This window comes from Luteimonas mephitis DSM 12574, from assembly GCF_000422305.1.
In the GTDB taxonomy this organism is placed as follows: Bacteria; Pseudomonadota; Gammaproteobacteria; order Xanthomonadales; family Xanthomonadaceae; genus Luteimonas; species Luteimonas mephitis.
On record NZ_AULN01000013.1, the window covers coordinates 357,639 to 377,991 of the forward strand.

General features: G+C 71.2%; 16 protein-coding genes, 1 tRNA gene and 1 pseudogene. 11 read left to right on the plus strand and 7 right to left on the minus strand.

All coding sequences use genetic code 11. The features are described from left to right. Window positions 1–27: 27 nt before the first annotated feature. The 3 genes and pseudogenes from H570_RS16335 to H570_RS16340 all read left to right on the plus strand — a co-directional run. Window positions 28–1,365: pseudogene (locus H570_RS16335) on the plus strand (S41 family peptidase); the annotation flags it as partial. A gap of 386 nt (window positions 1,366–1,751) precedes the next feature. Next, the gene (gene rsmB, locus H570_RS0104140) at window positions 1,752–3,074 is read left to right on the plus strand and encodes a 16S rRNA (cytosine(967)-C(5))-methyltransferase RsmB (protein WP_027079638.1); all 1,323 of its coding nucleotides are present in this window, start codon (window positions 1,752–1,754) and stop codon (window positions 3,072–3,074) included. A 98-nt stretch (window positions 3,075–3,172) separates the two neighbouring features. Continuing rightward, window positions 3,173–4,894, plus strand: a complete 1,722-nt coding sequence (locus H570_RS16340) for an ArnT family glycosyltransferase (RefSeq protein WP_051176102.1) — start codon at window positions 3,173–3,175, stop codon at window positions 4,892–4,894. A gap of 170 nt (window positions 4,895–5,064) precedes the next feature. Here H570_RS16340 and H570_RS0104150 read toward each other — a convergent pair whose 3' ends face one another. Genes H570_RS0104150 through H570_RS0104160 form a run of 3 tightly spaced genes read right to left on the minus strand, consistent with a single transcriptional unit; the run spans window position 5,065 to window position 8,719 of the window. Then, the gene (locus tag H570_RS0104150) at window positions 5,065–5,937 is read right to left on the minus strand and encodes a glycosyltransferase family 2 protein (RefSeq protein ID WP_027079639.1); all 873 of its coding nucleotides are present in this window, start codon (window positions 5,935–5,937) and stop codon (window positions 5,065–5,067) included. Window positions 5,938–5,982: 45 nt separating this feature from the next. Further along, window positions 5,983–7,893 (minus strand): asparagine synthase (glutamine-hydrolyzing), encoded by a 1,911-nt coding sequence (gene asnB, locus H570_RS0104155; protein WP_027079640.1) that lies wholly within the window; start codon window positions 7,891–7,893, stop codon window positions 5,983–5,985. 10 nt (window positions 7,894–7,903) lie between these two features. Continuing rightward, window positions 7,904–8,719 (minus strand): glycosyltransferase family 2 protein, encoded by an 816-nt coding sequence (locus tag H570_RS0104160; RefSeq protein WP_027079641.1) that lies wholly within the window; start codon window positions 8,717–8,719, stop codon window positions 7,904–7,906. Here H570_RS0104160 and H570_RS0104165 point away from each other — a divergent pair. After that, a complete protein-coding gene (locus tag H570_RS0104165; protein ID WP_027079642.1) occupies window positions 8,715–9,779 on the plus strand; it encodes a CDP-glycerol glycerophosphotransferase family protein in 1,065 nt (354 codons plus the stop codon). The two genes, H570_RS0104160 and H570_RS0104165, sit on opposite strands and share 5 nt — an antisense overlap. Before the next feature lie 19 nt (window positions 9,780–9,798). Here H570_RS0104165 and H570_RS0104170 read toward each other — a convergent pair whose 3' ends face one another. The 3 genes from H570_RS0104170 to H570_RS0104180 all read right to left on the minus strand — a co-directional run bounded on the left by H570_RS0104170 (window position 9,799) and on the right by H570_RS0104180 (window position 12,744). After that, window positions 9,799–11,247, minus strand: coding sequence for a PH domain-containing protein (locus tag H570_RS0104170; RefSeq protein WP_051176103.1), 1,449 nt, complete (start codon window positions 11,245–11,247; stop codon window positions 9,799–9,801). Window positions 11,248–11,308: 61 nt separating this feature from the next. Next, the gene (locus tag H570_RS0104175) at window positions 11,309–11,827 is read right to left on the minus strand and encodes a PH domain-containing protein (RefSeq protein WP_027079644.1); all 519 of its coding nucleotides are present in this window, start codon (window positions 11,825–11,827) and stop codon (window positions 11,309–11,311) included. Further along, entirely contained in the window at window positions 11,824–12,744 is a 921-nt protein-coding gene (locus H570_RS0104180) for a lauroyl acyltransferase (RefSeq protein WP_036135069.1), read from the minus strand. Before H570_RS0104180 ends, H570_RS0104175 begins: the two co-directional genes overlap by 4 nt. A gap of 207 nt (window positions 12,745–12,951) precedes the next feature. Between H570_RS0104180 and dtd the strand changes: the two genes are divergently transcribed. Both dtd and rpoD read left to right on the plus strand, forming a co-directional pair. Then, complete coding sequence (gene dtd, locus H570_RS0104185; RefSeq protein ID WP_027079646.1) at window positions 12,952–13,392, plus strand: D-aminoacyl-tRNA deacylase; 441 nt, start codon at window positions 12,952–12,954, stop codon at window positions 13,390–13,392. Window positions 13,393–13,525: 133 nt separating this feature from the next. Further along, the gene (rpoD, locus tag H570_RS0104190) at window positions 13,526–15,400 is read left to right on the plus strand and encodes an RNA polymerase sigma factor RpoD (RefSeq protein ID WP_027079647.1); all 1,875 of its coding nucleotides are present in this window, start codon (window positions 13,526–13,528) and stop codon (window positions 15,398–15,400) included. Between the two features lie 169 nt (window positions 15,401–15,569). Here rpoD and H570_RS16345 read toward each other — a convergent pair whose 3' ends face one another. Continuing rightward, the gene (locus H570_RS16345) at window positions 15,570–15,794 is read right to left on the minus strand and encodes a SnoaL-like domain-containing protein (RefSeq protein WP_051176104.1); all 225 of its coding nucleotides are present in this window, start codon (window positions 15,792–15,794) and stop codon (window positions 15,570–15,572) included. A 110-nt stretch (window positions 15,795–15,904) separates the two neighbouring features. Between H570_RS16345 and H570_RS0104200 the strand changes: the two genes are divergently transcribed. The 5 genes from H570_RS0104200 to H570_RS16350 all read left to right on the plus strand — a co-directional run bounded on the left by H570_RS0104200 (window position 15,905) and on the right by H570_RS16350 (window position 20,308). After that, window positions 15,905–15,977, plus strand: a tRNA-Ile gene (locus H570_RS0104200). Window positions 15,978–16,043: 66 nt separating this feature from the next. Next, window positions 16,044–16,469: a CopL family metal-binding regulatory protein gene (locus H570_RS0104205; protein ID WP_027079648.1), complete on the plus strand. Its 426-nt coding sequence runs from the start codon at window positions 16,044–16,046 to the stop codon at window positions 16,467–16,469. 134 nt (window positions 16,470–16,603) lie between these two features. Further along, window positions 16,604–18,448, plus strand: coding sequence for a copper resistance system multicopper oxidase (locus H570_RS0104210; RefSeq protein ID WP_027079649.1), 1,845 nt, complete (start codon window positions 16,604–16,606; stop codon window positions 18,446–18,448). A 2-nt stretch (window positions 18,449–18,450) separates the two neighbouring features. Next, window positions 18,451–19,701, plus strand: a complete 1,251-nt coding sequence (locus H570_RS0104215; protein ID WP_036135072.1) for a copper resistance protein B — start codon at window positions 18,451–18,453, stop codon at window positions 19,699–19,701. Window positions 19,702–19,765: 64 nt separating this feature from the next. Beyond that, window positions 19,766–20,308, plus strand: coding sequence for a DUF411 domain-containing protein (locus tag H570_RS16350; RefSeq protein ID WP_027079651.1), 543 nt, complete (start codon window positions 19,766–19,768; stop codon window positions 20,306–20,308). Window positions 20,309–20,353: the final 45 nt, after the last annotated feature.

Genomic DNA, 20,353 nt, shown 5'->3' on the forward strand with positions numbered 1-20,353 from the left:
ACGCCACGATCTTCCGCGGAGCCCTGCATGCGTCGTTCCCTTTCGATCCTCGCCATTGCCCTGTTGCTGGCCCGGCCCGCATTCGCACAGGAGCGGCCGGCGGATGCATCGGGCGGGGAACCTTCCGCGGACGCCGTCGCTCCCGGCGACGATGCCGAAGCGGCCGAGAGCGCGGCCAGCGCGGTGCCGCTCGACGAGATCAGGCGCTACGTGCTGGTTTACAACGCGATCAAGGAAGCCTACGTCGAACCCGTCGACGACAAGGAGCTGATGGGGTCGGCGATCCGCGGCCTGCTGCTCGACCTCGACCCGCACAGCGCCTACCTCGACAAGGACGACGCCGAAGCCTTCGACGAAGACACCAATGGCGCCTACGACGGCATCGGCGTGGAGGTGCAGCAGTTGCCCGACGGCAAGGTCAAGGTGATCGCGCCAATAGACGACACGCCGGCCGCGCGCGCCGGGATCAAGGCCGGCGACACCATCATCGCCGTCGACGGCAAGACCCTGACCCCGGCCAGCGCCGCCGGCCAGGGGCCGCTGCGCGGCGAACCGGGCAGCACGCTCAGGCTCACCATCGTGCGCGAGGGCGAAGCCAAACCGCTGCAGATCAGCGTCACCCGCGGCACCATCAAGGTCGCCAGCGTGCGCGGACGGATGCTGGAACCGGGCTACGCCTACATCCGCATCAGCGCATTCCAGGCCGATACCGCCGCCGACTTCGAGTCGACGCTCAAGCGCCTGCAAGCCGGCAGCGGCGACCGGCTGTGCGGGCTGGTGCTGGACCTGCGCAGCAACCCCGGCGGGCTGTTGACCACGGCGGTGCAGATCGCGGACGACCTGCTCGACAAGGGCGGCATCGTCAGCACCCGCGGACGCACCCCGATCAGCGACGCGAAGTTCTCCGCCACTCCCGGCGACCTGATGCACGGCGCGCCGGTCGTGGTGCTGGTCGACGCGGGTTCGGCCAGCGCCTCGGAAGTGCTCGCCGGCGCGTTGCACGACAACAAGCGTGCGCGCGTGGTCGGCAGCCGCACCTTCGGCAAGGGCTCGGTGCAGACCCTGCTGCCGCTGGACAACGGCGACTCGGTGAAGCTCACCACCGCGCGCTACTACACGCCCAGCGGCAAGTCGATCCAGGCGCGCGGCATCGAGCCGGACGTGGTGCTCAGGCCCGAAGGCAAGGACGGCGCCGCCACGCGCGCCGACTATGCCGAAGCGCTGCTGCCCGGCCACCTGCACGGCGACGAGGAAGTCGCCGGCAGCAACGCCGGCGACGTGCTCGACGGCGACGCGCCGATCGCGGCGGCACTGGCCGAACTCAAGAAGCCGACGGCCGCCGCCGGTGCCGGAGCAGCTGCGCGCGATTGATCCGGCGCGCATCGCGGCTGCAGCCCCCGATTGCCGTTCCCGGACAGGCGCCTTGAAACTGGGCCGTCAGCCGTCAGCCGTCAGCTTTTGCTTCTCCTGAACCCTGAATCCCCACGCCCGTCGGCAGACCCGGAGGGCGCCGCACAGGATGTGCGCCGCCCTCCGGGTCTGCCGACGACACGGGCGGTTTCGATCCCGTGAAGCAGGGCCGGAACGCCTTTTCGTAGGAGCGGCTTCAGCCGCGAGCCTTTCGCAAGCCGCCGCCGTCTGCCTGCCCCGGGGAGCTCGCGGCTGAAGCCGCTCCTGCACGAAAGAGACGCCGCAGCAACAAACAGGCGCCGCGGGACCACAAGACCCGCCGACTGGCGGAGAATGCGCGGATGAATGACGACAAGGGCGCGCGACCGCGCGCGATCGCAGCGCAGGTGCTCGATGCGGTGCTGCATCGCGGGCGTTCGCTGAAAGCCGAACTGGCGCAGGCGCTGCCGGCGCTGGCCGACGTGCGCGACCGCGCGCTGGTGGAGGCGATCTGCTTCGCCGCGCTGCGCCAGCAGGCGCGGGCGGACGCGGCGCTGCGGGCGTGGGTGCCGCGGCCCCTGGGCAAGCGCGATGGCGAACTGCGCGCGCTGCTGCACGCCGGCTTCGCCCAGCTCGATCCGCTCGGGCTGCCGCCGCATGCGGCGGTGGACGCGACGGTGGGCGCCGCGCGCGTGCTCGGCCGCGCGCACCAGCGCGGGATGGTCAATGCACTGCTGCGGCGCGCGCAGCGCGAGGGATTGCCCGCCGCACCGGCCGACGCCGCGTGGCCGGCGTGGCTGCGCGAACGCCTGCGCGCGGATTGGCCTGACGATTACGACGCGATCGTCGCGGCCAGCGCGGCACCGGCGCCGATGTGGCTGCGGGTCAATCGCCTGCATGGCAGCCGCGACGACTACGCGGCGCGGCTGCGCGAAGCCGGGATCGCGGCGACGGCCGACGATGCGCTGGCCGATGCGCTGCGGCTCGACGAACCGGTTGCGGTCGCCGCGCTGCCCGGGTTCGACCGCGGCGATGTTTCGGTGCAGGACGGCTCCGCGCAGGCGGTGGCCGACGCGCTGGCACCGGATGCACCGGCTTCGGGGCGGCGCGTGCTCGATGCCTGTGCGGCACCAGGCGGCAAGGCCGCGCACCTGCTCGAACGCGACCCGTCGCTGCAGCTGACCGCGCTCGACGTCGATCCCAAACGCCTCGAACGCGTGCGCGACACCCTGGCGCGCCTCGGCGTCGGCGCAGGCGCCACGCTGCGCGCGGCCGATGCGGCGGCGCTTGCCGCGGATGCGCCGGGGGCGTGGTGGGACGGCGTGCCGTTCGATGCGGTGCTGCTCGACGCACCGTGTTCGGCCACCGGCATCGTGCGCCGCCAGCCGGACGTGCTGCTGCACCGTCGCGCCGCCGATCTTGGCGCGCTGTCCGCGCTGCAGGCGCGCCTGCTCGACGCCGCGTGGCGGGTCCTCGCGCCCGGCGGCACGCTGCTCTACGCGACCTGCTCGGTCCTGCGCGCCGAGAACGCCGCGCAGGTCGACGCCTTCCTCGCGCGCACCGCGGACGCCGTGGCCGAACCGCTGGACGACCGCTTCGGCCGCGTGTCTGGCGCCGGCCGACAGCGCCTGCCGGGCGAGCGTGGCATGGACGGCTTCTTCTACGCGCGCCTGCGCAAGCGCTGAGCGCCGAGCGTCGCCTGCCGACCGCTGAGCGCGGATCGCCGAGCGCCACCGCCGCCGGCGACGGAAATCCGACACCGCGCGTGCTTATCATCCGCGCCATGCTGAAAACTTCACAGTCGCGTGAACTCTGGCTGCTGGCTTGCGTGGCGCTGCTGGTGATCGGCACCGGCATCGGCCTGCGCGCGCCGTGGCCGGCCGACGAGCCGCGCTTCGTGCTGGTCGCCCAGCAGATGTGGACGTCGGGCGACTGGTGGTTCCCGCATCGCGGCCAGGAGCTGTATTCGGACAAGCCGCCGCTGTTCTTCTGGCTGCTCGGCGCCAGCTACGCGCTGGTGCGCGACTGGACCGTGGCCTTCCTGCTGCCGTCGCTGCTGGCCGCGCTGGGCACGCTGTGGCTGACGTACGACCTTGGCAAGCGGCTGTGGGGGCACCGGGCAGGCTTGTGGGCCGCCGCGGCGGTGCTGTGCGCGTTCCAGTTCGTCTACCAGGCCAAGCGCGCGCAGATTGATCCGACGGTAGTGTTCTTCATCACCCTCGGGTTCTACGGCCTCGGCCGGCACCTGCTGCTCGGGCCGCACTGGCGCTGGTTCTGGGCCGGGTGTTTCGCCGCGGGACTGGGGGTGATCAGCAAGGGCGTGGGCTTCCTGGCGCTGCTCGCGCTGCTGCCCTACGCGTGGATGCGCTGGCGCGGCTGGTCGGGCTTGAGCACGCCGGCCCCGCGCGGCGCCGGGCGCTGGCTGCTGGGCGCGGCTGCGTTCCTGGCCGCGATCGGGCTGTGGCTGGGACCGATGCTGTGGATGGCGCTGGCGGGCGGCGACCCGGCGCATCGCGCCTACGTCGACGACCTGCTGTTCCGCCAGACCGCCACCCGCTACGCCGAGCCGTGGCACCACAGCCAGCCGCCCTGGTACTTCGTCCGGGTGGTGGCGGTGTCGTGGCTGCCGTTCTCGCTGCTGCTGCCGTGGCTGTTCAAGCCGTGGCGCGAGGCGTGGCGGGCGCGCGACGCGCGGGTGTGGTGGCCGTTGGCGACCTGCGTGCTGGTGGTGCTGTTCTTCAGCCTGAGCAGCGGCAAGCGCGACATGTACATCCTGCCGGCGCTGCCAATGCTGGCGCTGGCGGCCGCGCCGTTTTTGCCGGAGATGCTCGAGCGCCGCGGCGTGCGCCGTGCGCTGTTCGCGCTGTCGCTGGGCCTGGGGCTGGGCTTGCTGGCTGCCGGCGCGGCGGCGCTCGTGGCGGAGCCGGGATTCGAACTGAAGCTGGAAGCCGGGCGCGGCATGGGCGGCGGCCAGGACGGCCTGTGGTGGGCGCTGGCGGCGATGGGCAGCGCGATCACCGCCGCCGCGCTGTGGCTGCAGCCGCGGCGCGCGGTGGCGCTGACCGCAATCATGATCGCGGTGCTGTGGTGCGGCTGGGGGCTGGCTATCGCGCCGCAGCTCGATGGCGAAAGTTCGTCGCGCGACCTGATGCGCGAGGTGCGCGCACTGGTCGGGCCGGACGTCGAAGTCGGGCTGGTGGCGTGGCGCGAACAGAACCTGCTGCAGGCGCGCGGGCCGACGGTGGAGTTCGGCTTCAGGCGCACGCCGGTGCAGCAGTGGAACGCGGCCGTGGCCTGGGCATCGCAGGCACCGCAGGCGCGGCGGCTGTTCGTGCGCGAGGTGCCGGAGCTGGCCGACTGCCTGCGGCGCGCGCGCGCGCAGCCGGTGGGCACCGCCAACCGGCGGACCTGGCGGCTGGTGTCTACGCCGGACATCCCGGGCGACTGTCGCGTGCTGCCCGAAACCGCGGGCGTCGCCGGCGAGCCGGATCCCGACGACGCCTGATCAGCAGGCATTTCGCGTCCGCCGTGATTCCGCGCGCTGCGGCCGGCCTCCGCCTTTGCCAGCCGCGCCGCGCCACGCCACGAACGCGCGCTGGACGCCCGTCGCGTCCAGCGAGCACCTGAATGGATGCCGTGATCCCCGCCCGCGCGGCAACGACGGGCGCGGACAGCCTATGCGGCTCTTTCCCGGTTCCGGTGGGCCGGTCGCAGGTCGGGCAGCGGATGCGCGGCGAACTCCGCCAGGTGCCGGTCAAGCCCGGCCGCGCTGCGGACCCGGTCGCTGGCGACGGTCTCGGCCAGCAGTCGTTCGTTCGGGCTCTCGCCCGCTTCGTGGCGTTCGCGGTGGTAGAGGTGCGTGGCCAGTCCGGCAAAGCGCAGCGACCGCCGCTGCAGGCCGGCGTGGAAGGCGCGCAGCGCCAGGTCGCTGTCCTCGCGGCCCCAGCCCTCGAAGCGCTCGTCGAAACCGTTGATCGCCACCAGGTCGGCGCGCCACCAGCCCTGGTTGCAGGTCTTGATCGCGCGGCGGCTCTGGCTGCGCGAAGCGCGCAGCGACAGCGCTGCCAGCGGTGGAACGCGAAGCGTGTGGCGCCGGCGTGCCAGCCCGCGGTCGAAGAAGCCCAGCGCCTGCTTGTCGCCTTCCAGCAGCCGCTGGCAGCCGCAGGGGTCGGTGAGCACCCGCATTCCCTGCACGAAGCTGCCCGGCATCGCCGCGCGCTGGTGGTCGGCGACGAACATCGGATGGGCCAGCATGTCGCCGTCGAGCAGCAGCACGTAGTCGCCGCTGGTCGCGGCGATCGCCCGGTTGCGCGCCAGGGCCACGCGAAAGCCGCGGTCCTCGATCCAGCTGTGGCGCAGGGGCACGGGGTAGTCGCGGGCGGCTTCATGGATCACGGCGCGCGTTTCCGCGCCCGAGCCGTCGTCGGCCACGATCACTTCGTGCGGCAGGACATGCTGGCGCGCCAGCGCAGCCAGCGCCAGTCGCAGCGCGCGGGGCCAGTTGTAGGTGGTGATGACGACGCTGCAGCGGTCGGGGTGCGGGGACATCTGGGGGAGGAATGTGGCCAGCCCGGCAAAAATAACGCGCTGGCGTCACGTGTCCAGTGTCTGTCGCCAGGCCTGGAACATCAGCACACCCCACAGATGGGTATGCCACTTGCGCTGGCCGGCCTGGAATTCGCGCCACAGCGCGCGAACGGGTGCCGGATCGAAATGCCCCTCCTCGTGCAGCCGGCGTTCATCGAGCTGGGCTTCGGCCCAGTCGCGCAGCGGGCCGCGCAGCCAGTCGCCCACCGGGGCACCGAAGCCCGACTTCGGCCGGTGCACCAGCGCCTCGGGCAGGTAGCGGCCGAGCAGGCGCTTGGGCAGGTGTTTGAGGGTGCCGCCCTGCCATTTCATGGCCAGCGGCAGCGACCAGGCGAACTCGGCAACCCGCCAGTCCAGCAGCGGCGCGCGCGCCTCCAGCGACGCCGCCATGCTCGCGCGGTCGACCTTGGCGAGGATGTCCTCGGGCAGGTAGCAGGCAAAGTCCAGCGCCATCAGCGCGTCGGCCGCGGTGCCGTTGCGCGGCAGCGCCGAGGGGCTGTCGTAGGCGGTGGACAGCCGATGCGCGCCGATGACGACGGCCTCGGGATCGCGCCAGCGCTGCACGCGCTGGCGGGCGGCGCCCTGCAGGCCATCGGCGGCAAGCGCGGCACGCAGCGCGGCCAGCCCGCCCAGCCGCGCGGCCTCGCCGCGATCATGGCCGAGCGTCCTGCGCAGCGGTGCGGGCACGCGCGCCATGTTCCGGTGGTTGCGCAGCGCGCGCGCGTAGCGGCCGTAGCCGAAGAACAGTTCGTCGCCGCCGTCCCCCGACAGCGCCACGGTGACGTGGCGGCGGGTCATCCGGCACAGCAGGGCCATCGGCAGCTGCGAGGAATCGGCGAAGGGCTCGTCGAACACCCGCGGCATCGCCGGCACGAGGTCGAGCGCGGCGTGGCCGTCCACGTGCAGCTCGGTGTGCTCGGTGCCCAGGTGGCGGGCGACCGCGGCGGCGTGGGCGCTTTCGTCGTGCACGGCGTTGTCGAAGCCGATCGAGAAGCTGCGCACCGGCCGCGGCGACTGCGCCTGCATCAGCGCGGTGACCAGCGAGGAATCGGTGCCGCCCGAGAGGAAGGCGCCCAGCGGCACGTCGGCTTCCATGCGCAGCGCGGTGGCATCGCGCAGCAGCGCGTCGAGCGCGTCGAGTGCGGCGGCCTCGTCGCCGTCGAATCCGCGCGCGATCATTGCCTCCTGCCGCTCGCGCGCGTTCCACCAGGCCTGCTGGTCGCGCGCCGGATCATGGCCCGCCGCGCCGCCGGCCAGACGCCGCGCGTCGACGCGCAGCAACCTGCCGGCGGCGAGCTTGTGCACGCCGCGCAGGATCGCGTGCGGCGCCGGGATGTAGTCGAAGCGCAGCAGCAGGGCCAGCGCGTCCGGGTCGACCGCGGCCGACAGCGCCGGGTGCGCGCGCAGCGCCGCCAGCTCGCTGCCGAATACGAAGCTGCCGTCGCCGCTCCAGCCGTAGTACAGCGGCTTCTTGCCGACGCGGTCGCGCGCCAGCCACAGCGCACGCGCGCGTGTGTCCCAGGCGGCGAAGGCGAACATGCCGTTGGCGCGGGACAGCGCTTCATCCACGCCCCACTGCGCGATCGCCGCCACCAGCACCTCGGTGTCGGAGTGGCCGCGGAAGCCGTGGCCGAGCGCCGCCAGTTCGGCGCGCAGCGCGGCGTGGTTGTAGATCTCGCCGTTGTAGGCCAGCTGCCAGCGGCCGTCGGCCGAGGCCATGGGTTGGTGGCCGAGCGGGCTCAGGTCCAGGATCGACAGGCGCCGGTGTGACAGCACCAGCCCGGCGTCGGCGTCGACCCAGGTGCCGGCGTCGTCGGGTCCGCGGTGGGCGATGGCGGCGCCCATCGCGGTGCCCAGCGCATGGAGGACGCTGGCGTCGTCGGGGTGGGGCGCCCAGGCGCCTGCAATTCCGCACATGCCGGCGGCTTCAGTCGTTCGAAGCGGCGGGCGGTGCCGGCGTCGCCAGCGGCTGCCCGTTCTGCAGCAGCCAAAGCATGATGGTTTTCTGGCGCACGTAGTTGGCGCGCACGTAGGCGTAGACCAGGCCGTGCCAGCCATCGCGGAAACCGCCGCGCAGCAGGTAGCCGCGCCAGAAGCGCCACGCCGGCGACACCACCAGCTTGCCCAGCGACGCGCGCTTGCCGCGGGCGAAATCGTGCTCGGCCATCATCCGCGCATAGCGCTGGGTCTTGGCCAGCTGCTGTTCGAACGAGCGATAGGGGAAGTGGACGAGGTCGCCGGCCAGCGTGCGCACGGGGCCGTCGACGCTGGCCGCTTCGTGGACTTCGCGGCTGCCGCGCCAGCCGCCGCGGCGGCGGTCGAACAGCCGCAGCACGCGATCGGGGTAGGCGTTGCCGTGGCGCAGGAAGCGGCCGAAGTAGTGGTCCAGGCGGGCGAAGCGATAGCCCGCGGCATCGTCGAAGCCGGCCCGGCGGGCGGCCTCGATCGACCCGCGCAGCGTATCGCCGACGCGCTCGTCTGCGTCCACGCACAGCACCCAGTCGTGGCGCGCCTGTTCGACCGCGAACGCCTTCTGGCTGCGGAAGCCGTCGAAGCGGCGCTGCAGCACGCGCGCACCCGCCGCGCGGGCGATGTCGGCGGTGCCGTCGGTGGAAAACGAATCGACCACCACGATCTCGTCGCAGAACGACAGCGACGCCAGGCAGTCGCCGATCCGGTCGGCCTCGTTGAACGCGATAATGCAGGCCGAGATCGCGGGCCTGGGGCGAGAGGATGCGTTGATGGCGGATTACCTGTTGTTCGCGACCGAGCGCTACGCGCTGCCCATCCTGCAGCCGCTGGCCGATGCGCTGCAAGACGCCGGCCACGCGGTGCACGCCTGGCTGGTCGACGGCGCCGCGGGCGCGTCGCTGCCAGCGCCGGTGCGCAGGATCGATACCGCGCGCGCGGCCGTGGCGCTGCGCCCGCGCGCGGTGTTCAGCGCGGCCAACTGGGTGCCGTCGTTCGTCGCCGGGGCCAAGGTGCAGCTGTTCCACGGCTTCAACGTCGAGAAGCGCGAGGACGCGCGCGGCCACTTCCGCGTGCGCGGGCTGTTCGACCTGTACTGCACCCAGGGGCCGGCGACGACCGCCCCGTTCCAGGCCCTGGCCGACCGGGCGGGGCACTTCAAGGTGGTCGAGACCGGCTGGCCGAAGCTCGATCCGCTGTTCGCGCCGGACGATCCGCTGGCCGAGCGGCTGCGCGCGGCGGCCGGCGGGCGCGGCGTGGTGATGTTCGCCTCCACCTTCACCGAGCGCCTCAGCGCCGCCCCGCACCTGTACGACGCAATTGCCGCGCAGGTCGCCGCGGGCGAACGCTACTGGCTGCTGACCCTGCATCCCAAGTGCGCGCCGGAATGGGTCGCGCGCTACCGCGCGCTGGCCGGCGACAACGCGTGCTTCGTCGAAACCGAACAGCTGGTCAGCGCCGAGCGCGCCGCCGACGTGCTGCTGGCCGACACGACATCGGTCGTCAGCGAGTTCGTGGTCCAGCGCAAGCCGGTGGTCACGTTCCGCAACCGCGCGCCGAAGCCGCACATGCTCGATTTCGACGACCCGGCGGCGCTGCCGGCCATGCTGGCGCGCGGCTTCGCGCCGACGCAGGACCTGCTCGCCGCCTTGGCCGCGTATGCCGAGCGCATCCATCCGTATCGCGACGGCCAGTCCTCGCAGCGGGTGATTGCCGCCACCGACGCCCTGCTCGCGGGGACGCTCGGGCCGCTGCGCCGACGCCCGGCCGGCGCGTGGTTGCGAAGCCTGCAGATTCGCCGGGAACTGGGTTACTGGGGCCCGGCGGCGCGCTGAAGCCGGGATCCGGCGCCGGCTACCAGCGCAGCGGCCGCCGCGCGACTTCGCGGCCCAGCCGCGCGCGCAGTGCCTGCGCCTGCGCCAGCGGCAGGTAGCGCAGGCGCAGCGGGCCGGACGCCGCGCCCGCGGTGTCCAGCCACAGCGTCGCCATGCCCAGGGACCGGTCGAGCGGCGACTGCCGCAGTTCCAGCGCCTGCAGCTTGTCGAGTTCGGCGAAGCGCCAGCGCCGCGACCACCAGCCGCTGCGCGCGGCGACCAGCCGGTCGTCGATCGCGTAGCCGGCGCGGCGCGCGTGCTGGCGGGCGACGAACACCGCCCACGGCAGCCACGCCAGCGCGGCCAGCCCCCACGCGCCGAGGCGCCAGCACAGCGCCGCGGCCAGCACCAGCGCGACCACCGCGCCCGGCAGCGACAGCCGCCACCACGCGCGCGGATGCAGCGGCTGCCAGCGTTCCGGCGGCCAGGCCGCGCCGGGCAGCAGGTTGCGGACCAGCGCGTCGCACGCGGCGGCGGTGGCGATCGGTGCCAGTTCGCGCAGGCCGCGACGCTGGTTGCCGTTCTCGGCCACGGCCGAATCGATGTCCAGCGTGCGGCGGCCGAACCAGCGGTGCAGCACGCTCTCGCGCAGCGTCCACGACTGGATCCGCCGCCGCGGCGCGCTGGTGCGCAGGCGGGTCAGCAGCCCGCGTTCGACGGTCAGGCGGCGGCCGTGTTCCTCCAGCCGGAAGCCCCAGTACTGCAGCAGCGCCAGCGCCACCGAGAACACCCGCAGCAGCACCGCGAAACCGAGCAACGCCGCGAGGATCGCGAGCGCGTATTGGCCGTAGCTGAAGTGGAGGTTGCCGAAGAACGCTTCCAGGCCGTGGCTCCAGCGGTCGGACACGTCGTCGGGCAGCTGCGGGTTGAGCTGCGAGAACGCCACCGCCGCGCCGCCGACGACGATCATGCCGCGATTGGAAATCAGGCCCAGGCGCAGCACCTCCGCCGGCGGCAGCGCGAGCAGCACCCGGCCTTCGGCCTTGTCGTCGGGCGCGGTGGCTTCGGCGACGGCCGGCGCGGGCGCCGCGGCCCCGCGTCGGCGCACCAGCGCCTCCAGCGCGATCGCATCATCGAGCTGCAGCACCCGCATCTGCGCCTCGGGCTTGTCGCCGCCGGCCGACTCCAGCCGCACCTCGGCCACGCCGAACAGCCGGTGTAGCAGCGACTGGTGGATGGCGACGTTGTGGATGCGCGAGAACGGCACCTGGCGCCGGCTGCGCTCGAGCAGGCCGCTGTCGATGACCACGCTGTCGGCGGTGATGCGGTAGCGGAACGTCAGGTAGCGCCACAGCGCCACCACCACGAACCCGCCTACCGCGATCAGCGACCACAGCTGGTTGCGGTCGCCGCGGCCGAGGAACACCAGCACCAGCAGCGGCACGACGAACTGCTTGAGCTGCTGCAGCAGCACGAACAGCCACGACATCGGGTGCAGCCGTCGCACCTCGCCGCTTGGTCCGCCCGCCGGCGCCCGCGGCGGACCGGGCTCAGTCGCCGGCGTCGTCATCGTCGTCGGTCTGGCGTGCGAGGTGGTCGCGCAGGCGTTCGGCGTCGGCGGCGTCGAGCCCGGACACCGACACCTCGCTGTGGCGCGTGCCGGCGGTGTGGATGACCAGCGTCGCCAGCCGGAAGTGCCGCTCCAGCGGCCCGCGGCGGATGTCCAGGTGCTGCACGCGCGAGCCGGGTACGCGTGTGTCGGAGAACCACAGGCGCCCGCGGCGCAGGCCGAAGCCGTCGCCGTCGAGCAGCCAGCGCGTGTGGCGGTAGCGGCGCCAGCCCAGCCACGCGCCGAACGCCGCTGCCGGCAGGACGCATGCCGGCAGCAGCCACGACAGCCAGGACGGCCGCGCGCTGAGGCAGAGCACCACCACGGCCACCGTCGCCGCGAGCGCGAAGCCGAGCGCAGTGGTGCCGACGAACAGCGTTCGCGCGCGCGCCGGCAGGGCCTGCCAGTCGTCCGGCGCCGGCGCCGGCGTGGCGTCCGCGGTCGGATTCGGTTCGCTCATCGCCGCCGCTCCAGGTCGCGATACGGATTGGCCTGCCCGCTGCCGGGCGGGCGCAGCGTGTAGCGCTTGTACGTCCACTGGTACTGCGCCGGGTCGCGGCGCGCGATCCGCTCGACCGCGGCGTTGAGCGCGGCGGCGGCCTCGGCCGGGTCCGGGCTGGCGATCGCCGCCGGTGCCGGCTCGAAGTGCAGCGCGAATTCCGGGCCCGAGCCGATGCGTTCGCAGTAGCCGAACAGCACCGTCGCGCCACTGCGTTCGGCCAGCCGGCCGAGCAGCGTCATGGTCAGCGCCTGCACGCCGAAGAACGGCGCGAACTCGCCGTCGCCGGCCTTGGGCTGCTGGTCGGGCAGGATGCCGGTGACGCCGCCGGCCTTGAGCAGCTTGAACAACTGGCGGACGCCTGCGCCCTCGGCGCGCACCTGGGTGACGCGGTCGCCGGTGTCGGCGCGCACGCGGCGCAGGAACGCCTCGCCCACGGCCGACTCGGGCGCGCGGTACAGGATCGCCAGCGGCGTGCGCGCGGCCAGCCACTGGTTGAGCAGTTCCCAGTTGCCGTAGTGCGGCGCCGCGACGATCACCCCGCGGCCGGAGGTGATCGCCGCGTCGAGCAGTTCCACCCCATCATGCGTGCGCAGCAACGCCAGGTTGTGCGCATGCGGCCGGGTCCAGAACCGCAGCGTCTCCAGGGCCTGGCGCGCGGTGGTGCGCAGCACGTCGCGCTGCAGCTCGGCGCGTTGCGGTGGCGGCAGGTCCGGACAGGCGAGCTCGAGGTTGCGCGCGGCAACCACGCTTTCGCGCGCGCCCGAGCGCAGCCAGCCCCAGGCCAGCGCGTCGCCCAGCCTGCGCAACCACGGCCACGGCAGGCGGCCGAGCGCGGCGGCGAGGGCGTACAGCAGCCAGGCAGCGAATCGGGTCATGCGGGGAGTGTAGCGGGGCGCAAACGGTGCTCCGGGTACGGGGAGGAGGCCAAGACCGCCCAAGCGCCCATCGCCGCCTTCGCGGGAATGACCCGCAAACGCTACGCTGCTCCCCAATCCCCAATCCCCAATCCCCAATCCCCAATCCCCAATCCCCAATCCCCAATCCCCAATCCCCAATCCCCAATCCCCATTCCGCCCCTGCCCATGCTCGCCCTCATCCAGCGCGTCACCTCCGCCAGCGTCACCGTCGACGGCACCACGGTCGGCGCCATCGGGCCCGGGCTGCTGGCGCTGGTCGGCATCGAACCCGGCGACGATGAACCACAGGTGGCACGGATGACCACGCGCCTGCTCGGCTACCGCGTCTTCGCCGACGATCAGGGACGCATGAACCGCTCGCTGGCCGACAGCGGCGGCGGTTTGCTGCTGGTCAGCCAGTTCACGCTGGCTGCCGACACCCGCTCCGGCATGCGGCCCGGGTTCAGTACCGCCGCCGACCCGGGCGAGGCTGAACGGATCTTCGGCCGGCTGCTTGAAAGCTGCAGGAAAAATCACCCGCCAGGGGTGGAAACCGGGCGTTTCGGTGCCCATATGGTGGTCAGCCTGGTCAATGATGGCCCGGTCACCTTCCTGCTCAAGGCGTAGGCCGTCCCGGACCCGATCCGCGGCGGACCCGGCCCCCGGCAGGGTCATTCCCGGCAGTCCGCGTCGCCAGGCCCCCTGGCCACCCGGTATAATGCAGGGTTCTCTTCACTGAATTTCTCCGGTGGCGCCCCACATGGCCAACGAACGTCAGGCCCCGCAGTCCGACATCAAGCAGCTGATCAGCAAGGGCCTGGAACAGGGCTACCTGACCTATGCCGAAGTCAACGACCACCTCCCCGACGACCTCGTCGATCCGGAGCAGATCGAAGACATCATCGGCATGATCAACGGCATGGGCATCGAGGTGCACGAAGTTGCGCCGGATGCCGACACGCTGCTGCTCGGCGACAACAACACCGGCAACCGCGAGGTCGACGATACCGCGGCCGAAGAAGCGGCGGCCACGCTGACCGCGCTCGACGCCGAGGGCGGTCGCACCACCGACCCGGTGCGCATGTACATGCGCGAGATGGGCACGGTCGAACTGCTGACCCGCGAAGGCGAGATCGCGATCGCCAAGCGCATCGAGGAAGGCCTCAACCAGATGCTGCTGTCGCTGGCCAGCTTCCCGTGGTCGGTGCAGCTGCTGCTGGAGGACTGGGAGCTGCACAAGGCCGGCAAGAAGCGCCTGGCCGAGATCGTGGTCGGCTTCAACGACGGCCTCGATGAAGAGCCCGAGCCGCCTGCGCCTGCGCCCGTGGCCAACGGCAAGGACAAGGACGACGACAGCGACGGCGACGAGGACAGCGACGAGGACGAGACCGAGGCCGAGGCCGAGGAAGCCGGTCCGACCGGTCCGGATCCGGTCGAGGTCGCGCGCCGCATGGACGAGTTGGCCGCGCTGTACGCCAAGTTCCAGAAGGTCTACGCCAAGAGCGGCGCCAGCGCCAAGCAGGCCGCCAAGCTGCGCGAGGAAATGGCCAACCTGTTCGTCAGCTTCAAGCTGCCGCTGCCGCTGGTGGACGTGCTGGTGCGCAAGCTGCGCGAAGTGCTGGGCGAGATCAAGGACCACGAGCGCCGCATCCTCGAACTGGCCACGCGCAAGGCCAAGATGCCGCGCAAGGATTTCATCCGCTCGTGGGAAGGCAACCAGACCAACCTCGAGTGGGTCGACGACGTGCTCAAGCGCAAGCAGAAGTGGTCGAGCGGCCTGCGCGAGGTGAAGGACCAGATCATCGCCCACCAGGAAGCCACCATCGCCATCGAGAAAATGATGCGCGTGGACCTGGTCGACATCAAGGACATCAGCCGCACGATGGCCTACGGCGAAGCCAAGGCGCGCAAGGCCAAGAAGGAAATGGTCGAAGCCAACCTGCGCCTGGTGATCTCGATCGCGAAGAAGTACACCAACCGCGGCCTGCAGTTCCTCGACCTGATCCAGGAAGGCAACATCGGCCTGATGAAGGCAGTGGACAAGTTCGAGCACCGCCGCGGCTTCAAGTTCTCGACCTACGCGACGTGGTGGATCCGCCAGGCGATCACCCGCTCGATCGCCGACCAGGCGCGCACCATCCGCATCCCGGTGCACATGATCGAGACGATCAACAAGTTGAACCGCATCTCCCGCCAGATGCTCCAGCAGTTCGGCCGCGAAGCGACGCCGGAAGAGCTGGCGAAAGAGATGGACATGCCCGAGGACAAGATCCGCAAGGTCATGAAGATCGCCAAGGAACCGATCTCGATGGAGACCCCGATCGGCGACGACGAGGACTCGCACCTGGGCGACTTCATCGAGGACACCAACGTGATGTCCCCGATCGACACCACCACCGACATCAACCTGTCGGAAACCGTGCGCGACGTGCTCGCCGGCCTGACCCCGCGCGAGGCCAAGGTGCTGCGCATGCGCTTCGGCATCGACATGAACACCGACCACACGCTGGAAGAAGTGGGCAAGCAGTTCGACGTCACCCGCGAGCGCATCCGCCAGATCGAAGCCAAGGCGCTGCGCAAGCTGCGCCATCCGAGCCGGTCGGAGCAGCTGCGCAGCTTCCTCGACATCGAGTGACGCGGTTGTTTGTCGCTGCAATGGAAAACCCCGCACTCGCGGGGTTTTTCTTGTGCCGTTCCACTTTTGCAGGAGCGCCCCATGGCCGCGCGCTCTTCCATTCCACGCAACCTTGATTGCCCCACGAAAGAGCTCGCGGCCATGGGCCGCTCCTACGGGACCATGGAAATCAGGTGCTGTAGAAGAACTGCTCGTGCACGATCCTGCCGTCCCACACCCTGCAGGCGCTGATCTCCTGCATCGGCACGCGGCCCGTCGACCTGCAGGCCGCATCGAGGCTCGAGGCAATGCTGAGCCAGTCGCCGGCAACGACTCGATCGCTCATCGTGCCCCCAGGGATGGCCTCGATGTCCTCGGCCCGCTTGCGCGCCTTTTCGCGGATCGCGTCCAGCACCTTGACGTTGCCCGGTGCGCCACCGCGCTGCCGACAGCCCGCTGCCGGTCGGACCGGGGAACAAGCCGCATGACTGCAGCCATGGCGCTCCTCTAAACTGCGCGCCGTACGGGCCTATAGCTCAATGGTTAGAGCGCGGGACTCATAATCCCTCGGTTCCAGGTTCGAGTCCTGGTGGGCCCAGAACCTCATCACCACCCTGGACACCGCGGCGACGAATTCCGGGTGCAGGCAAGGTAAAGTTGCGGCATGGCTGTCTGGTCGATCGTGTTGCGGTTGCTGCTCGCTGCGGGGCTGATCCTGAACGGGTCGGGTTACGCGGTGGCGGCCGTGCACATGCAGGTGGGGCACATGGCGTTGGCCGACGCCGGCGGGCATGCCGATGCCGGCGTGGACGCATCGCGCGTTGAACACCATCCGACCACGATGCCAGCACCCGAAACCGGCTGCGAGGAAATGGGCAGCCATACGACGAGGATGGCATCCGGAGACTCGCCTCCGGGTTGCTGCCAGTCCGACGCCTGCGGCTGCCTGTGCGTCAATCCGGCCTGCGTGGCGATGCCCGCGCTTGCGATCATGGCGACAATTCCGGGCGGCACCGACATGCCGCAGGCCATGGACCTCGGCCGGCCGGCGCCGGCCTTGCAGGGCGTGATCCGGCCTCCCATCGGCTGATGGCCCCGGGCGCGCATCGCGCCCTTCCCGCCTGTCCGTTGCCTGCCGCGATTGCGCGGCGGCATCCCCGCACGGTCCTGCGCGATGCAGCCTTCCGGCTGGCGCCAGGCCCCGACGCTTCCATGGAGTGCTCCATGTCATCCGATTTTTCCGGCGCCGGATCCGGCGCCTTGTCCCGGCCTTCCCGGCGTCGTTTCGTGCAGGGCCTTGCCGCAGGCGGCGTCGTCGCTGGCCTGGGCCTTTGGCCGAAGGCCTCCTGGTCGGCGGCCGCGCCCGGCCGGCCCGTGGTGCTCACCGGCACCCGGTTCGACCTTGCCATCGGCGAGACCCCGGTCAACTTCACCGGCCGCGTGCGTCCGGCGGTCACCGTCAACGGTTCGCTGCCTGCGCCGATCCTGCGCTGGCGCGAGGGCGACACCGTGACCCTGCGCGTGGCCAACCATTTGCCGCATGGCTCGATCCACGGCCATGACACGTCCATCCACTGGCACGGCATCCTGCTGCCGGCCAGCATGGACGGCGTGCCGGGCCTGAGCTTCGACGGCATTGCGCGCGGCGATGCCTACCAGTACCGCTTCCACGTTGGCCAGGGCGGCACCTACTGGTACCACAGCCATTCCGGATTCCAGGAACAGGCGGGACTGTACGGCGCGATCATCATCGATCCGCTTGCACCCGAACCGTTCTCGTACCAGCGCGATTACGTGGTGCTGCTGTCGGACTGGACCGACCTCGACCCGGCCGCGCTGTTCTCGCGGCTCAAGAAGATGTCGGACTACGACAACACCTACAAGCGCACCGTCGGCGACTTCCTGCGCGATGCCAGGACGAAGGGGCTGGCCGCGACGGTCGACGACCGCAGGCTGTGGGGCGAGATGCGGATGACGCCGACCGACCTGTCCGACGTCAACGCCAACACCTACACCTACCTGATGAACGGCACCACGGCGTCGGGCAACTGGACCGGCCTGTTCCGCCACGGCGAGAAAGTGCGGCTGCGCTTCATCAACGGTTCCGCGATGACCCACTTCGACGTGCGCATCCCCGGCCTGAAGATGACGGTGGTGGCCGCCGACGGCCAGTACGTGCACCCGGTCAGCGTCGACGAATTCCGGATCGCGACCGCGGAAACCTTCGACGTGATCGTCGAGCCCAGCGGCCAGGACGTGTTCACCATCTTCGCCCGGGACATGGGACGCACCGGTTACGTCAGCGGCAGCCTCGCGGTGCGCGAAGGCCTGCGCGCACCGGTGCCGGAACTCGGTCCGCGCCCCTTGCTGACCATGGACGACATGGGCCATGGCGGCATGAACCACGGCGGGATGGATCATTCCGGTGGGCACGGCGCAGCGACAACCACGCACGATGCGGGCGCGGGCATGGATCATCCCGGGCACGACATGGCCGCGATGGCCGGCGGCTCGATGGCCGGCATGGATCACGGCGGCGGCGCGATGCAGGCCCACCCGGCCAGCGAAGCCGGCAACCCGCTGATCGACATGCAGACCATGGCGCCGCTGCCGAAGCTGGACGACCCGGGCATCGGCCTGCGCGACAACGGACGCAGGGTGCTGATGTATGCCGACCTGAAAAGCACGTTCGCCGATCCCGATGGCCGCGACCCGGGCCGCGAAGTCGAACTGCACCTGACCGGGCACATGGAGAAGTTCGCCTGGTCGTTCAACGGCCGGAAGTTTTCGGACGCCGAGCCGCTTCGCCTGACCTACGGCGAGCGGATGCGCATCGTGCTGGTCAACGACACGATGATGACGCACCCGATCCACCTGCACGGCATGTGGAGCGACCTGGAGGACGAGCACGGGAACTTCCACGTGCGCAAGCACACCATCGACATGCCGCCGGGCAGCAGGCGCAGCTATCGGGTCCGTGCCGATGCGCTGGGCCGCTGGGCCTACCACTGCCATCTCCTCTACCACATGGAAGCAGGAATGATGCGCGAAGTGCGGGTGGAGGGATGAGCATGCATGCTTCCACCGCCAGGGCGTCTGCTGCGCGCCTGCACGGCGGGCTGCTGGCCACTGCAACCGCGCTGGCCCTGCTGCCGTGCGCGGCGCTGGCGCAGCAGCACGATCACGCCGGCGCGCACGCGGCGGAGACCGCGACGCATTCGCATGCCCGCGAACCGGCCGCTGCGGCGCTACCGGCCAGCGCGCGTGCGGAGCAGGCAGCCGGACAGGTGTCCACACCCGAAGCGGCCGCGCAGATGGACCATGCGGCGATGGGCCGCCGCGTGCCGGCCACGCCGGTGGATCACTCCGGCATGGACCACGCGGCCCACGCACCCGCAGATGCGGAAGCGGTGTCGGCAAACGATGGCGCGGCGGAGGATCACGCCGCAATGGATCACGCCACGATGGATCACGCCGCAATGGGCCACGCCGCGCCTTCGGCGCCGGCCGTGCCCGCGCAACCGCAATCGACGGAGCATCCAGGGATGGACCACGCCGGCATGGATCACTCGGGCATGGACCACGGTGCGCGTGCGGCCGCGCCCACCGCACCGATCGAGCCGATCCCGACGCCGACCGATGCGGATCGTGCGGCGGCGTTCCCGCCCGTGCAGGGGCATCGCATGCACGACAACGGCATCCACAGCTACGTGCTGCTCGACCAGCTCGAAGCCTGGGATGCCGACCCGGGCACGGGTTTTGGATGGGCCGGCCAGTCGTGGATCGGCACCGATCTCGATCGCGTCTGGCTGCGCAGCGAGGGCGAGCGTGTCGATGGGCACACCGAAGCTGCCAGCGTGGAAGTGCTGTATGGCCGCAGCGTCGCCCGCTGGTGGGACGTGGTCGCGGGCATCCGCCACGACGTCCAGCCCGGGGGTTCGCAGGACTTCGCCGCGATCGGGCTGATCGGGTTGGCGCCGTACAAGTTCGAGGTTGCGGCAACCGCCTACATTGGGCAGTCGGGGCAGACGGCGGCCACGGTCGAAGTGGAGTACGAGACCTTGCTGACCAACCGCCTGATCCTGCAGTCGACGCTCGAAGCAACCGTTCACGGCCGGGACGATGCGCGTCGCGGCATCGGCTCGGGGCTTGGCACGGTCGAGGCCGGCCTGCGCCTGCGCTACGAGTTCACCCGCAGGTTCGCGCCGTACATCGGGGTCGTCCACGAACGCGCCTTCGGCGGCACTGCGGACCTGCGCCGTGGCGACGGCGAGCGCGTCGACGACACGCGGGTCGTGGCCGGCCTGCGGCTCTGGTTCTGACGGCGGGCTTCTTCCCCATCCATTGGCCGCCGCAACCGAAGGCGGCATGAGGAGTTTCCAGATGATTCAACGATCAATCGCACTGCTGGCCGTGATTCTCGTCGCCGGCACCATGGCCGCCTGCGCGCGCACGCCCGAAGCCGCGCCGACCATTCCAGGTAACACGGCATCTGCAGCGGCGGATGCCGTGGCGGCCGTCGCGCCGGATGTTGCCGCGACCGGATCGCTGCCCGTGGTGGTCGTCCACAAGAGCGAGAGCTGCGGGTGCTGCGGCCTGTGGGTCGAGCACATGCAGCAGGCCGGATTCCCGGTGCAGGTGCGCAACCTCGACAACGTCAATCCGGTCAAGGAGCGCGTCGGCGTGCCGTTCGGCAAGGGTTCGTGCCACACGGCGGAGGTCGGCGGGTACTTCGTCGAAGGGCATGTGCCGGCGGCGGACATCAAGCGCCTGCTGCTCGAACAGCCTGCGGCCAGGGGACTGGTGGTGCCGGGCATGCCGGCCGGATCGCCGGGCATGGAGATGCCCGACGGGCGCGTGCAGCCCTACGTCGTGGAGCTGGTCCGCGAAGACGGCGGCACCGAACCGTTCGCGCACCACGGGCAGTAGCTCGCATGCAGGTCGCGCGCCGTCCTCTTCGGACAAGGATGGCGG